Genomic DNA, 13,634 nt, shown 5'->3' with positions numbered 1-13,634 from the left:
TGAGGTATCATGAGCGGCATGAATTCGTTCAAACTGTTCTTCTCCGGGCTGGATCGGGCCGGGCGCGCTGAGTTCGCTGTTCTGTGCGGCACCACGCCCGGTCTGCTCAACAAGCTCATCTATGGCGGCGGGCGCGTCGAACTAGGCCTCGCTGATGTGATGGTTGCCGTTGGGTGCGGGCGCTTTGTGCTTGCAGACCTTCCGCTTACAGAGCGTGCGAAGGCGCAACATGCGGCTCGTACTAAGGCGTACGGAGGAGTGGCCACCAATGGCTGAGAAATCTCCTGAAATCGCTGGCCCCCTTAATCGCGTCATGCGTGGCTTGGTTGCCTTTGCGCGGGGCACGGGTCGCACCAGTTGCTCCGACACCATGGAGCTGCGGCAGCAGTGCGATGCCAACACCCTGCGCGTGCTGGACGCGCTGGCCAGGGCCAAGGGCATGGAGCGCCCGGCCTACATCGAGGCGCTGTTGGAAGAGCATGCGAAAGAAGCGTTGCATGAGGCAAGTCTGATCGTGCGTCAGCTGCGGGGCAATCCGCTGCTGGTGGAAGCGCTTGGAGCCCCGCCGGAGACCTTCGGTCTGCCTGCGGCCGAGGAAGAGGTGGGGAATGCACGAGCAACAACTGCCTGAGCCCATGGTTCCCGAGGATTGCGACCTCGCTGATTTCGCCTTCATGCCCCTCGACGTCGCGCGCTTGCGTGACTCAGACCTTGCTGCCAACGAAACGCCGGAGGCCTGTTGGGCTGCCGTGCTGCTGTGGTCAGCGGCTTGGCACCAAGTGCCAGCTGGCTCCATGCCTGACAACGATGCCTGGATTGCGAAGCAGGCCGGCTATGCCCTGCGCGGGCGCATCGATCCGAAGTGGAAGCGTGTGCGCGAAGGCGCCATGCATGGCTGGGTGCTCTGCAGCGATGGCCGTTACCACCACCCCGTGGTTGCCGAAAAGGCCCGGGATGCGTGGGCCTCGAAGCTGATGCAGCGCTGGCGGACGGAGTGCGCGCGCATCAAAAAGCACAACGACAGGCACGGGACAGCCGTGGGACGTCCCTCATACGAGGAGTGGATTTCCTCGGGACGTCCTGCGGGACAGCCTTTGCCGCTCCCTGGTGACAAAGGATCTTGTCCCCAGGGACAAGGCGGTGTTGTCCCTGGGGACAGCCATCCCGGTCCCGATGGACAAGGGCCACATGTCCCTGACGAAACCCACTCCAAGAGACAGGGAGAGGGACAGGGACAGGGACACCCTATTTATTCCGTACCTGACGGTACGGGCGGTCCCGCCGCCAACACATCGGGTGACATGACCAAAGACGAGCTGTGGCGCGCCGGCAAGTCGCTGCTTGCGGAGGCTGGCATGCCGAGGGCTCAGTGCGGTTCGTTCGTCGGAAAGTTGGTCAAGGACTATGGCGATGCCGTGGTCGTTGAAGCCGTCCGTGCCGCCGTAGTGGCGCGTCCTGTGGACCCGGTTGCCTACCTCAAGGCAACGTGCCAGGGAGCAACGGGAGAGCGACGCCAACCGAATCGCCAGGAGGCCCAGGAGGCCCGCAATCGCAGCGTTGCCAGCGCGTGGGCATCGCAAGGAGACACCCATGAAGCAAATTGACCGGGCGGCCTTTGGGCAGCTCGTGACCGATGTGCTGGCGTACTACCGCCAGGACGCCAGCAACTTCGTGCTGGACCTGTGGTGGAACGCCTGCCACGGCTTCGAGCTGGAGCAGATACGCGCCGCAATGCAGCGGCACTGCATCGACCCCGAACGTGGCCAGTTTGCTCCGAAGGTTGCCGACTTGGCCCGCATCCTGCAGGGCACCGCTACCGATAGGGCCGCAATCGCGTGGGGCAAGGTTCACGAGGCGATGAGCGCTGTCGGGGGCTACTCGGACGTGGTGTTTGACGATCCAGCAATTCACGCGGTCATTGAGGACCTGGGTGGATGGCCAAAGGTCTGTCGCACCGACCTGGAGGAGCTGTCCTACCTGCAGCATCGATTCTGCGAAGCGCACCGCGCGTACACCGGGCGGGGCCACTTCGAGTATCAGCGCCGCTTGGCTGGTGATCGTTCGCCCGACTTCGAATACACGAGTCGTGGGCTCCCGCTGCCACGCCCGGCGTTGATCGGCGAACAGAAGCGTGCCATCGCGGTGTTGTCCAACGGAAATGCCGCTGGCAAGACTTTGATTTCTTCGCTGCCTGCCAAAGCAATGCAGTTGCTGGAGCGTGCTGCCCCGAACAGGAGCGAAGCATGACCTTGCTGCAGCTGCTCAAGACCGGCGCCGTGCTGCGCTACCGGCCCGGGTTCCGCTTCTACGCGGTCCAGCATGGCCGCGAAATCTCCGTCAACCAGGTCGAGGCCGAAGCCGCATTCCGTTCTGGCCACGTCCGCCCTCAAAGCTCCGAGCCTGACCGTTTCGGTGTGTACCACCTGGCCCTTTCCACGAAATGACCATGCAACCGAATTTGCAACCCACCGCGACCCGCGCCTACCTGCGGATGAGCTACGGCTACAGCGTGGCCGAGGAGCTTTCCGCCAGCGAGGTGCGCCCGCTGCACCAGCGCAAGCTGGCACCCATCACCGCCGCGTGCGCAGCTGCTGTGCATGCCGTGGCCGCTGGTGCCGCCGACGTTGAGCATTGGCGCGTGCTGGCCGACGCAGCGAACCTGGCTGAAACGCTGCTGGACATGCGAGTGTTCGATGACCCGGGCAATCTGTTCCGCGACGGCGTGGCCGCTGTGGTGACGTTGGGCCGCCAGCACGGCAGCGATGAGCGCATGCAGCTGCGCCCCGAGCAGCTGGAGCACCTGCAGGAGTTCGGCGAGGCATACGCGCAGATGCTGCAGCAGACCCCGGCCCGAACCTACATCCGCGCGCATCGGGCGACCGAGCGCCGCCTGCGCGAGTTGCTGGTGAACGGCTACGGCCGCGACACCCATGATTTCATCGTCGTCTGAGGTGGGTCACATGCTGGAAATCACACTGCCGTGGCCGCCGAAGGAGTTGAGCCCCAACGCCCGGATTCACTGGGCGCAGCTGGCAAAGGCCAAGAAGGCCTATCGCGCGGCCTGCGCCTGGACTGCGAGGGAGCAGGGGGCGCGCGCCCTGCAGGACGACAAGCTGCATCTCTCGCTGACGTTTTACCCACCCAGCCGCCGCGCCTTCGACCTGGACAACGCTCTGGCGCGCATGAAATCGGGTCTGGATGGGCTGGCCGATGTGCTGGGGGTCGATGACAAGAACTGGAGCCTGAACATTGCCCGCGCCGAGGAGATTGGCGGCATGGTGAAGGTGGAGGTGCGCCGTGGCTGAAATTGCCCTGCACGCCCGCTGGGATGGCCCTGAGCAGGCCCGGGCCAACTTCCTGCAGAGCGTGGCGCCCTGGTGCATGCAGCAGTGGGAGGCTGGCCGCCGTCTGGAGGTGTTCGTGCGTCTGCACGAGGACGCCAAGACCGACAGGCAGCGGATTTTCTATCACGACTTCGTGCTGGCCGAGATTGCGCGCCAAGTGATCCACGATGGCCGCCGGCACTCGAAAGCGACATGGAAGGAGCACTTCCGCGCCGAGTACCTGGGCAGCCGCACGGTGACGCATGAAGACCCGATCAGCGGCAAGATCACCGTGGTGCAGGAGCGCATCAGCACCGAGAGCCTGGGCGTGCGCGAGTACGGCGACCTGATCGACCGCGTGATGGCGCACGCCATCGATGACTTGAAGGTCGAGTTCCCGGCCACGTTCGAGGAGTGGGAGCGCGAGCAGACCCACCCGGACACGGGCGAGGTGATTGGCGGGGTGTGCCCCTGATGCGCCGCACTGCCTTCAAGTCCGGCGGGGCAGGATTCCGCCGGCGGGCCGCTCCTGCGTCCCATGCCGCCCACGAGCAGGCGCGCGAGCAGCGCCTGGAGGCCCGCGCTGCCCGCGCCATGGCCGAGGCCCGGCCGCGCGCTGCCACTGTGGCGCTCATCGACCAGCACCAGGTCGTGCCCGCGCCGAAGACCGTGGCCCAGCGCAACCCGCGCCTGCGTGCCCTGGCCAAGGGTCAGCAGTGCCTGCTGCTGGTCCCCGGGATCTGCACGAACGACACCACCACGGTCGTCTGCTGCCACAGCAATCTGTCCATCCACGGGAAGGGGGAGCGCAGAAAGGCTGACGACCACTACAGCGCCTGGGGCTGTGCCGCGTGCCATTCCTGGTTTGACCAGGGGCCTGCGCCTGCCGCGAGCAAGGAAGCCGCCTTCATGGCCGCGCACCTGCGCCAGGTCTTGGCATGGCGTGCGCTGGCCGGCGCTCCCAACACCGATGCCCGCGACCGCGCCGCTGTGCTGTGGGCGCTGGGCCTGCTGAATGCAACACCCATTTTTTTCTGAGACGGGGGAGAACATGACCACGATTGCCCGATACAACGCCCTGCGCCGCGAGCTGCTGCAGGTTGAACTCGACCTGGCCGCGTCCAAGCGCGCCTACCTGTCGGACGGCATCAACGGGCCGCGTGGCGCCCGGGCCGTGCTGGAGGAACGCCGCGCCGCGTTGCGTTTGGAGATTCACGACCTGCGCGAGGTGGTGGAGGAGTTGCGGGATGACGCGAAGAAGGCGAAGGGAAACCAGTTCCTGCTGGCTTTGATTGCCCGGTGCGAAGGGATTGGCCGCCACGACCTGGTGCGCGCGGCGAGCGCCGAGGCCTCGCAATGGCTACGCGATCAGGGAATGGCCCAGGCATACAGCGCGAAGGTGTGACTACTTGAGCTGCATGGACTGGATGGCTGGCCAGCTGGAGGGCTGGCACGAGGAGGGGGCGCGGCACAACAACCCGCGCCCTGCGGGCGTCATCCGCCCGGGCAGTGGCACCGATGTGCTGCTGCGGTTTCTACGCCAGGCCCCCGGGCGCTGGTTTTTCCATGCCGAGCTGGTCCTGGCCCTGGGCCGCAGCAAGGGGGAGATCGATTGGGCGCTGCAGTACTTGGTGCGCGAGTGCCAAGTGGAAAGCCGGCTCACGGAGCTGCCGGCGCGCAAGCCAGTGCATCGCTACAGACTGAGAGAAGGATCGACAACATGACCACGACAACGGGAAGGCCAGCCCCAGGCGGGCGACATCTACGCATACAGAGAGCACGCATTTGGGTAGCACACTAATAGTTAATAGTTTTCGATAAATGAAATGAGGCTATCAATTGTTAATTTTTGTTAACTAAATGCTATTTTGTATCTGATGATCCTGCGGTGGGGCCTGCACCAAGGAGGTTGCGTGCCCGCTTGAAAACTTAGGGGCATAACGCCCCGTCGCGGAGATCATCAAATGGTAGGACTGGGTAAGCGTAGCTTTGCTTCGCTGGTTCTGAGCGCAGCGGTGTGTGGATCGGCATGGGGGCAGATGGTCGTGCCGCAGGGGAGCAGTATTGATCTTGCTGGAGGCTCTTTTCAGCTTCCTTGCACGGCGGTCATCATGCAGGGCGAGTTGACTTTGGGTACGGGGAGTTTTGACACCGGCTCGTTCGCTTTCGACTCAGGGGCTACGGTCACTGGGACAGGGGGGCAACTGAACGTCAGCGGGGACCTTACGAGCACCGTCCCTCTGAATTTGGGAGCCAGCAGCGTGGTCCTGTCGGACAGCTGTGCGCCCGGTTCTGTTCTTCATCTGAGTGGAAACATCATCGTGAAAGATCTCACGCTGATCAGCACCACAGCCACCCCGCCCACCATCGTCTTGCCGGCGGGTACCAACCTGACGGTTCTTGGAACGCTGACTCTCGGCACTCCTGGTCGGCCGGTCGTGCTGACTTCGTCTGGCCCTGGCACTGCCGTCGTCACGATGGGGCCTGGCGCCACGTTGTCGAATCCCAGCGGTAGCGCCGTACCTGGAAATGTGCAGATCGGGGCACCGGTGGTGACTTCTCCGGCAAGCATCCCCACGCTCAGTACCTATGGGCTGATGTTGATGAGCTTGATGCTTGGTGGTCTGGCCCTGGCTCGCCAACGTCGTAGCCGTACAACACTCTGAGCTGTTCATTCTCTCTCTTCATCCTGGGCTCGTAGGTCTGGCGCAGGGTGCCCAAGTGCTTTTATCTCAACGGCAGCTGAACTATGTCCCGTAAAGAAATCAACGTACCTTCTCGCCTGATTTTTGCTTTGTGCCTGAGCGCTGGCTTCCTCGCGCCTGTCGCGCACGCTGCTGATGTCAGCATCACCATGCCTCCAGGCGGAAATTTCATTATCAAAAATTCGGCAGGGGCCGAGCGTCTGCGTGTACAGAACACAGGTGAAGTCGTGGTTCCGGCTTTGCCGGCCGATACAGCCACTGGCAGCCAGCTGCTGTGTGTCGATGGCGTGACGGGACAACTGGTGCATTGCGCTCCAGGCATTGGCGCAGGAGCCACGGGTGCGACGGGGGCAACAGGACCCACTGGCGCCACAGGGGCTATCGGTCCCGTGGGGCCTACAGGCGCAGGGGCGACGGGAGCCACGGGCTCGACAGGTGTTACTGGAGCGACAGGCGTAACGGGGCCGACGGGCGCCACGGGCGTGACGGGAGCCACGGGTCAGACGGGCGCTACTGGTGAGACAGGAGCGACAGGCCCAACAGGTGCGACGGGCGCCACGGGTGCCACCGGCCCCACGGGCAATACCGGTGCCATAGGTCCGCAGGGTCCTCAGGGCTTGCAGGGTATACAAGGCGTCCAGGGTGTCCCCGGCACCACAGGAGCTTCGGGCAATGTGGGTGCGACGGGTCCCCAGGGTATTCAAGGCGAGACCGGTGCCACGGGCGCGACAGGGCCTGCTGGTCCTGCCGGCGGTGGCGTGACTTTGGTTGACGCCAACAATGTGACCCTGGGTAAGGTGGTGAGCGCGGCGCGAAACAGCATCACCCTAGTGACCAGCACCGGCCACCTGATGGTGATGTCGTGGGATGGGACGCTTCCCAACTCCCAGATTTACTATAAGGGCACGGGCCCAGGCAACTGTTCTGGTGAAGCGTACTTGAATTCTGGTAGTCCCTCGACGGCAAGTTCCATCTACGCCAAGACGGTTGTATGGTCGCTTTCGCTGAGTTCATTCATGGTGACGTCGGCGACACCTCAGTCCAACGGAACGGTAGTGTCCGTTCTTCCGACAGGTATCACAGGGTTCGACAATTCGAGTTGCGGAACCTCTACGGGAGGGCAGTACGGCTGGCTGCTGCAGCCCGTCGCGGCATCTCAGATTGGCCTACCCTCGCCGATCGTTGCTCCCTTGAGGTTGGAGTAGGCGCAGTAACTAGTCTGTGATGGAAGCAGGGCCCGCAAATGCGGGCCTTGTTTTATGTCACGTGTCATCAGGACTCCGCGCCAGGATCGGCACAGGGCTCGTGTTCAGCGCAGTACGCCTGTATGCCCTGCGACAGAGCTGCTTCCTCAGGGTTGTTTTGCGGAATGCCGTCCCAAGCCTGCCAGCTTCGGGAGGATGAGCAAGGAACAAAAGCAGGCCCCGCAGTGGGAGCGCATCGAGCTGGACTACAGGGCGGGCATCAAGAGCCTGAGGCAGATCGCAGCGGAGCAGGGCATCAGCGAGGGGGCGATCCGCAAGCGGGCCAAGCGTGACGACTGGAGCCGTGACCTGTCGGAGCGCATCCAGGAGAAGGCAGAGCAGCTGGTACGCAAAGAGGCGGTACGCAGCGAGGTACGCGCGGAGCGTACTGCGTCCGAACGTGAGGTGGTGGACGCAAATGCGCAGGCTGTGGCCACCATCCGGCTGGCGCACAGGCGGGACATCCAGCGGGCACGCAAGATCACCAACGCGCTGCTGGATGAGCTGGAGCAGATGGCAGACGCGGACACGGTGGCCTACCTGCAGGAGCTGGGCGAGATGCTGCGCGCGCCCGACGACAACGGCATGGACAAGCTGAACGACCTCTACCAGAAGGTCATCAGCCTGCCGGAGCGCTCCAAGACCATGAAGGTGCTGGCCGAGAGCCTGCGCATCGTGGTGGACATGGAGCGCCAGGCCTTCGGCATGAACGACAAGGACGCGGGCAAGGGGCCGAACGGTGGTGGCAACGTGGGCCACTTCGAGCTGCACTTCGTGGATGCGCCAGCGCGTGAGCACGACCCGCGCGACGGGGAGGGCGCATGAGCTTGCTGTCTGCCAGCATGCAGGCCGCGCATCTGGCCGGCGAGGACCCGGAGCCAGATTTTGCCGAGGACTACGAGGTAGACCGCTCGCGCGTTCGTGTCGAGTTCCCCTCCAAGCTGCGCGGCCTGTTCCAGCCCAAGCGCTTCAAGGTCATGTACGGCGGGCGCGGCGGTGCAAAGTCCTGGTCTGTGGCTATGGCCCTGCTGGTGATGGGCAGCAATCGGCCGCTGCGCATCCTGTGTGCGCGCGAGATCCAGAAGTCCATGCGGGACTCGGTGCACCGTCTGCTGTCCGACCAGATCGCGGCGCTGGGCCTGGGTGGCTTCTACGAGGTGCTGGACACGGAGATCCGCGGCGCCAACGGCACGCTGATCCTGTTCGCGGGCCTGCAGAGCCACACGGTGGACTCGATCAAGTCCTATGAAGCCATTGACATCGTGTGGGTGGAAGAGGCCCAGAGCGTCAGCGCGCGCAGCTGGGAGGTGCTGGTGCCGACCATCCGCCGGCCTGGCTCGGAAATCTGGCTCACGCTGAACCCGGACCTGGCCACGGACGCCACCTATGCCCGGTTCATCGATGCGGCCGACAGCGAAACCTGGCTGTGCGAAATCAACTGGCGCGACAACCCCTGGTTCCCCGAGGTGCTGGAGAAGGAGCGCCGCCGTCACTTCAAGCGCGACCCGGACACCTACTGGAACGTCTGGGAGGGCCGCCCGAAGCGCACCCTGGCCGGCGCGATCTACGCGAAGGAGGTGGAGCGCCTGTACAACGAAGAGCGCGTGTGCCTGGTGCCCTACAACCCCAAGCTGCCCGTGCACACTGTTTGGGACCTGGGCTGGGCCGACAACATGGCCATCGCCTTCGTGCAGCGCACAGCCATGGATTTCCGCGTCATCAACTTCATGCAGGACAACCAGAAGACGCTGGAGTGGTACGTGGAGCAGATGGAGAAGCTGCCGTACCGCTGGGGCACGGACTTCCTGCCGCACGACGGCGCCCACGGTGACTTCAAGACCGGGCAGACGGCCCAGCAGATACTGGAGGACATGGGCCGCGAGGTGGAGGTGCTGGAGCGCGCGGGCCTTGAATCGGGCATTCGCCTGGCGCGCGGCATCTTCGCCACCGCCTACGTCGATGAGAAGCGCTGCGCCGCGCTGCTGGAGTGCCTGAGCCGATATCGGCGCCAGATCGACCCGCGCACGAACGAGCCAGGGGCGCCGCTGCACGACGAGGCCAGCCACGGCGCGGACGTGTGGCGCTACATCAACATGGCCCTACCGCTGATGGACAACGACACCCAGGGCGCGAAGCCCAGGAAGCCGCGCGGAGGCGGCATGGCGCGGTGATCCCGTACCAAGCCTGCCACTTTCGCGGGCATGCCTGCATGTATCGACCTGCGCAAAGCGCACCTTCACCGCCAGCATGGGGACCTGCTGGCCGTCTACACCTGGATCAACGCCGAGCGCGCGCTGGTCCTGATCCCGGCCTACCGCCCGAAATCACCCTGGTACGTGGTGATGGAGAGCGCCGCCTATCTCTACGATGACCCGGCCTACCTGGCCAAGGCCTGCGTCAAGGCCTGCGAGGTGCTGGGCATCGAGCCCAACCGGCCCAACTGGGTGCGCGTGGCCACCATCGTCAACGAGGGCCTGCCCGACCTGGTGAGCATGCCCAGCGAGCCCGCGTGGCAGCGCCCGGGCCGCGAGTTCGGCAGCCTGGTGGTCAAGTCCGAAGGCCGGGAGATCGCGGCCGAGGCCCTGACCATCCCGGACGCGGGGGCCGAATATGTCCCAGCTTGAGGCCCGCTTCAACCGTCGCGCGGGCGTGGGCGAGCGCATCCTGAACGACATGCCGCTGGAGTTCGACGCCGACGAGGAGGCGCCGCCGCACCCGCTGGACCAGCCCGAGGCCCGCAAGACCCTGCGCAAGCTCCTGAGCTGGTACTACCGTGAGCGCGAGATCCAGGCCGAGAACCGCCTGCAGATGTCCATCGACGCCGACTACTACGACGGCGACCAGTGGGACCCGGCCGACGCGGCCACGCTGGAGGAGCGCGGCCAGGTGCCCCTGGTGTTCAACGAGGTGGCCGTGATGTGCGACTGGCTCATTGGCACGGAACGGCGCGCGCGCGTGGACTGGAGCGTGCTGCCGCGCGCTGAGGACGACGTGCAGCTGGCCGACGTGAAGACCAAGGTGCTCAAGTACGTCAGCGACGTGAACCGGACCACCTTCAACCGCTCGCGCGCCTTCGAGGACACCGTGAAGGTGGGCGTGGGCTGGGTGGACTCCGGCGTGCGCAACGACCCCACCAAGGACATCCTCTACGACAAGTACGAGGACTGGCGCAATGTGCTCTGGGACTCGATGGCCATGGAGCCGGACCTGAGCGACGCGCGCTACCTGTTCCGCACGCGCTGGGTGGATGAAGACGTGGCCATCACCATGTACCCGCAGCGCCGCGACGTGCTGGAGCGGGCCGTGCTGCGCGAGGAGGAGTTCAGCGCCCAGCAGTGGGCCGAGGATGAATTCTTCTTCCAGGGCCACACCAGCGAGCGCCACGTCAGCGGCACCAGCGGCAGCTACCTGGCCGGCGGGCGCGGCAACATCGACAGCGAGGCACGGCGCCGCGTGCGCCTGATCGAGTGCCAGTTCCGCATGCCGGCGTCCGTCCAGGTGGTGACCAGCGGCCCCTTCAAGGGCTCGTTCGTGGAGCCCTGGGACCATGCGCTGCGCGCCGTGGTGGGCGCTCATGGCGGCTCCATCGTGGAGCGTGTCGCCATGCGCATGCACGTCGCGGTCTTCACCGAGGGCCATCTGCTGGCCCTGGGCCCAACGCCCATGCGCCACAACAGTTTCAGCCTGACACCCATCTGGTGCTACCGCCGCGGCCGCGACCGCATGCCCTATGGCGTGGTGCGCCGCGTGCGCGATCTGCAGATGGATCTGAACAAACGGGCCAGCAAGGCGCTGTTCCTGCTGTCCACGAACCAGATCTTTGCGGAGAAGGGCGCCTTCGATGACATCAACGAAGCGCGCGAGGAGGTCAACCAGCCGGACGGCGTGGTGATCTACAAGGCCGGCAAGAAGTTCGAGGTCCACCGCGACAGCGAGATGGCCGCCGGCCAGGTGCAGATGATGACGCTGGACGGCCAGGCCATCCAGAAGTCCGCAGGCATCAGCGACGAGAACCTGGGCCGGCGCACCAACGCCGTCAGCGGCCGCGCGATCGAGGCCCGCCAGCTGCAGGGCTCGGTCGTGACCACGCAGCCCTTCGACAACCTGCGCTTCGCTGTGCAGATCCAGGGCGAGAAGCTGTTGAGCCTGGTGGAGCAGTGGTACACGGAGGAGAAGGTGATCCGCCTCACGGGCCACAAGGGCCGGCTGGACTGGGTGAAGGTCAACCAGCCCGAGGTCCAGCCAGACGGCAGCGTGCGCTACCTGAACGACATCACGTCCAGCATGGCCGACTTCGTGGTGTCCGAGCAGGACTATTCGGGCACGTTGCGCCAGGTCATGTTCGAGAGCCTGAACCAGCTGGCGGGCCGCCTGCCGCCCGAGGTGGCCATCCGCATCATGACGCTGGCCATGGAGTATTCGGACCTGCCGAACAACGACCTGGTGGCCGACGAGCTGCGCAAGCTCACCGGCGAGCGCGACCCCAACAAGCCCCTCACGCCCGAGGAGCAGCAGCAGATGCAGCAGCAAATGCAGGCCCAGGCCGAGGCCTTGCAGATGCAGCAGGAGAGCGCGCGCCAGGCGCTGGCCGAGCAGCAGGCCAAGGTCCGGGAGATCAATGCCCGTGCCGAGAAGCTGGAAGCCGAGGCCGAGCAGCTGCGCGCCGCCGGCGGCAACCAGGCACTGGCCCAGCAAATGGAAGGCGTGGCAGCCACTGTGCGCCGCGACGCAGACCTGGAGCTGGAGGAGACGCGCCGCAAGCTGGCCAAGGCTCAGGCCGATCTGGCCAACAAGACGCTGCAGATCAAAGGCGACCAGGACGTGCGTCTGCAGGTGGCCCACATCGAGGCCGATTCGCGCGAGCGCGTGGCCCAGATCCAGGCCGCCAGCCGCGAACGGCTCGACGCCGTGGGCGCCCAACTGAACCGCTTTCCTTCCCCAACCACCGACAGCCAGCCGGCCGCCGAACAATGAATATCGACACCCTCAAGGAAGTGCTCGGCCTGGCCAACGGCCTGACCGCCGAGCACAAGAACGACCTGATTCTGGCCGGCGTGAAGTCGGCGCCTGCCGTGGGCGCCAGCGCGGGCGCCGTCGCCACCCAGCAGACGGAGGCCACGTTGTTGGGACTCACGGGCAATGCTTGGGTGATCGTGGCCACGCTGATCCTCATCGCCCTACAGGTGGCGCATCTTGCCTGGAAGTGGCGCCGCGACTACCGCATGGACCAGGAGCACCAGACGGACCGCGCGCGCATCGTGCGCATGGCGGGCGGCCGCGAAGGAGACGAGCAATGACCGGCCGTGTGCCTGCTGCAGGCCTGCGCGTGGGTGCGGCCATCCTGGCCGGCTGGATGCTTGCCGAGGGCTTCAGTTCCGGCCCCATCATCCCGGTGCGCGGCGACGTGCCAACAATCGGCCATGGCGCCACGCGCTATGAAGACGGAACGCGCGTGACCATGGCAGATCCGCCCATCACACGCGAACGGGCGCGCGACCTGGCTGCCAACCTGCTGGACCAGGAGTACGGCGCCTGCGTGAGGGCCTCGCTGGGCGACACGCTGGTGCACTCGGCCGAGTTCGCCCAGGCGGTGGACTTCGCGGGCCAGTACGGCTGCGGCGCCTGGCGCGGCTCCTCGATGCTGTCTCGCACGCGGGCCGGCGACTATGCCGGCGCCTGCCAGGCCTACCTGGCCTATCGCTACATGACCAGCACTCGGCCCCTGCAGGGCTACGCTGCGTACCAGTGGGGTGCGGGCGGTCAGCCCATCCGGTGGCGCTTCGACTGCTCGGCGCCGGGCAACAAGGTTTGCCGTGGTGTCTGGACCCGCCAGCAGGCGCGGCACGCGGCGTGCATGAGTGCGCAGCAATGAGCGTGCGCGTCATCACCCATCTTGCCGCCGCCGGGCTGGCCGCGTTCCTGGCTTGGAGCTACCAGGACGCACGCCTGGGCGCGGACCTGGCCGAGGCTCGCGCTGCAGCTGTGGGCGAAAAGCTAGCTGTGAGCACAGCCCAGCGCGCGGCCGACGCCCGCGTGCGCCGGGCAGAGCAGACGATCAACATCAACTACCAGGAGGCTCTGAATGCCGCTCGAACCCGCGAGGCGCTGCTGCGCCGTGATCTTGACCAGCTGCGCGCTGTCTCTGACAGCCTGCGCGAGCAATCCGCAGATGCCGCTCGCCGACTTGCCAGCGCTCCCCCCGCCGCCGTCCTTGAGTACGCCACTGCCGTCAACGCTGTATACGACGATTGCCGCGCAGCGTATGGCGACATGGCAACGAAGGCTGCAGGGCACGCATCTGATGTCCAAACCCTGAGCGCAACTTGGCCCGCATATGGTAATTAATTTGCGTTTTGTATTTA

The 13,634-nt window shown here is 65.5% G+C and carries 20 protein-coding genes; 19 read left to right on the top strand and 1 reads right to left on the bottom strand.

What is annotated here, in order from left to right; genetic code table 11:
* The first annotated feature begins 9 nt into the window (after window positions 1-9).
* The 12 genes from HFGMBDPB_RS21780 to HFGMBDPB_RS21725 all read left to right on the top strand — a co-directional run bounded on the left by HFGMBDPB_RS21780 (window position 10) and on the right by HFGMBDPB_RS21725 (window position 5,989).
* A complete protein-coding gene (locus HFGMBDPB_RS21780) occupies window positions 10-276 on the top strand; it encodes a hypothetical protein (protein WP_126313091.1) in 267 nt (88 codons plus the stop codon).
* Window positions 269-631, top strand: coding sequence for a hypothetical protein (locus HFGMBDPB_RS21775; RefSeq protein ID WP_227472678.1), 363 nt, complete (start codon window positions 269-271; stop codon window positions 629-631). The genes HFGMBDPB_RS21780 and HFGMBDPB_RS21775 overlap by 8 nt, the downstream gene beginning before the upstream one ends.
* Window positions 609-1,604, top strand: coding sequence for a DUF1376 domain-containing protein (locus HFGMBDPB_RS21770; RefSeq protein WP_212646234.1), 996 nt, complete (start codon window positions 609-611; stop codon window positions 1,602-1,604). Before HFGMBDPB_RS21775 ends, HFGMBDPB_RS21770 begins: the two co-directional genes overlap by 23 nt.
* A complete protein-coding gene (locus tag HFGMBDPB_RS21765) occupies window positions 1,591-2,247 on the top strand; it encodes a DUF6475 domain-containing protein (RefSeq protein ID WP_212646233.1) in 657 nt (218 codons plus the stop codon). Before HFGMBDPB_RS21770 ends, HFGMBDPB_RS21765 begins: the two co-directional genes overlap by 14 nt.
* Window positions 2,244-2,444, top strand: coding sequence for a hypothetical protein (locus HFGMBDPB_RS21760; protein ID WP_212646232.1), 201 nt, complete (start codon window positions 2,244-2,246; stop codon window positions 2,442-2,444). Before HFGMBDPB_RS21765 ends, HFGMBDPB_RS21760 begins: the two co-directional genes overlap by 4 nt.
* 2 nt (window positions 2,445-2,446) lie before the next feature.
* Window positions 2,447-2,950: a hypothetical protein gene (locus HFGMBDPB_RS21755; protein WP_212646231.1), complete on the top strand. Its 504-nt coding sequence runs from the start codon at window positions 2,447-2,449 to the stop codon at window positions 2,948-2,950.
* A 10-nt stretch (window positions 2,951-2,960) separates the two neighbouring features.
* A complete protein-coding gene (locus HFGMBDPB_RS29815) occupies window positions 2,961-3,305 on the top strand; it encodes a RusA family crossover junction endodeoxyribonuclease (protein WP_249343617.1) in 345 nt (114 codons plus the stop codon).
* Entirely contained in the window at window positions 3,298-3,798 is a 501-nt protein-coding gene (locus HFGMBDPB_RS21745) for a recombination protein NinB (protein WP_212646230.1), read from the top strand. The genes HFGMBDPB_RS29815 and HFGMBDPB_RS21745 overlap by 8 nt, the downstream gene beginning before the upstream one ends.
* Window positions 3,798-4,361 carry a nuclease domain-containing protein gene (locus HFGMBDPB_RS21740; protein ID WP_212646229.1) on the top strand — a complete coding sequence of 188 codons (564 nt, stop codon included), beginning with the start codon at window positions 3,798-3,800 and terminating at the stop codon, window positions 4,359-4,361. The genes HFGMBDPB_RS21745 and HFGMBDPB_RS21740 overlap by 1 nt, the downstream gene beginning before the upstream one ends.
* Window positions 4,362-4,374: 13 nt before the next feature.
* Complete coding sequence (locus HFGMBDPB_RS21735; RefSeq protein ID WP_212646228.1) at window positions 4,375-4,728, top strand: hypothetical protein; 354 nt, start codon at window positions 4,375-4,377, stop codon at window positions 4,726-4,728.
* Window positions 4,729-4,741: 13 nt separating this feature from the next.
* Window positions 4,742-5,047: a hypothetical protein gene (locus HFGMBDPB_RS21730; RefSeq protein ID WP_199135433.1), complete on the top strand. Its 306-nt coding sequence runs from the start codon at window positions 4,742-4,744 to the stop codon at window positions 5,045-5,047.
* 240 nt (window positions 5,048-5,287) lie between these two features.
* Complete coding sequence (locus HFGMBDPB_RS21725; protein ID WP_212646227.1) at window positions 5,288-5,989, top strand: IPTL-CTERM sorting domain-containing protein; 702 nt, start codon at window positions 5,288-5,290, stop codon at window positions 5,987-5,989.
* A 5-nt stretch (window positions 5,990-5,994) separates the two neighbouring features.
* Here HFGMBDPB_RS21725 and HFGMBDPB_RS21720 read toward each other — a convergent pair whose 3' ends face one another.
* Window positions 5,995-6,336 (bottom strand): hypothetical protein, encoded by a 342-nt coding sequence (locus HFGMBDPB_RS21720; protein ID WP_212646226.1) that lies wholly within the window; start codon window positions 6,334-6,336, stop codon window positions 5,995-5,997.
* Between the two features lie 1,092 nt (window positions 6,337-7,428).
* On the opposite strand from HFGMBDPB_RS21720, the gene HFGMBDPB_RS21710 reads away from it, so the two are divergent.
* Genes HFGMBDPB_RS21710 through HFGMBDPB_RS21680 form a run of 7 tightly spaced genes read left to right on the top strand, consistent with a single transcriptional unit; the run spans window position 7,429 to window position 13,617 of the window.
* Window positions 7,429-8,097 (top strand): hypothetical protein, encoded by a 669-nt coding sequence (locus tag HFGMBDPB_RS21710; RefSeq protein WP_212646224.1) that lies wholly within the window; start codon window positions 7,429-7,431, stop codon window positions 8,095-8,097.
* Window positions 8,094-9,443: a PBSX family phage terminase large subunit gene (locus HFGMBDPB_RS21705; RefSeq protein ID WP_212646223.1), complete on the top strand. Its 1,350-nt coding sequence runs from the start codon at window positions 8,094-8,096 to the stop codon at window positions 9,441-9,443. The genes HFGMBDPB_RS21710 and HFGMBDPB_RS21705 overlap by 4 nt, the downstream gene beginning before the upstream one ends.
* Window positions 9,444-9,473: 30 nt before the next feature.
* Complete coding sequence (locus tag HFGMBDPB_RS21700; RefSeq protein ID WP_034393277.1) at window positions 9,474-9,896, top strand: hypothetical protein; 423 nt, start codon at window positions 9,474-9,476, stop codon at window positions 9,894-9,896.
* Window positions 9,883-12,246, top strand: coding sequence for a portal protein (locus HFGMBDPB_RS21695; RefSeq protein WP_212646222.1), 2,364 nt, complete (start codon window positions 9,883-9,885; stop codon window positions 12,244-12,246). The genes HFGMBDPB_RS21700 and HFGMBDPB_RS21695 overlap by 14 nt, the downstream gene beginning before the upstream one ends.
* The gene (locus tag HFGMBDPB_RS21690) at window positions 12,243-12,569 is read left to right on the top strand and encodes a hypothetical protein (RefSeq protein WP_051940719.1); all 327 of its coding nucleotides are present in this window, start codon (window positions 12,243-12,245) and stop codon (window positions 12,567-12,569) included. Before HFGMBDPB_RS21695 ends, HFGMBDPB_RS21690 begins: the two co-directional genes overlap by 4 nt.
* Window positions 12,566-13,144: a glycoside hydrolase family protein gene (locus HFGMBDPB_RS21685; RefSeq protein WP_212646221.1), complete on the top strand. Its 579-nt coding sequence runs from the start codon at window positions 12,566-12,568 to the stop codon at window positions 13,142-13,144. Before HFGMBDPB_RS21690 ends, HFGMBDPB_RS21685 begins: the two co-directional genes overlap by 4 nt.
* Complete coding sequence (locus HFGMBDPB_RS21680; protein ID WP_212646220.1) at window positions 13,141-13,617, top strand: hypothetical protein; 477 nt, start codon at window positions 13,141-13,143, stop codon at window positions 13,615-13,617. The genes HFGMBDPB_RS21685 and HFGMBDPB_RS21680 overlap by 4 nt, the downstream gene beginning before the upstream one ends.
* The last annotated feature ends 17 nt before the right edge of the window (window positions 13,618-13,634 follow it).

It is taken from the genome of Delftia sp. PE138 (assembly GCF_018320755.1).
Classification (GTDB): Bacteria; Pseudomonadota; Gammaproteobacteria; order Burkholderiales; family Burkholderiaceae_C; genus Comamonas; species Comamonas tsuruhatensis.
Note: the sequence above shows the minus strand (reverse complement) of the source record. Positions and strands in the feature narration are given on the sequence as shown.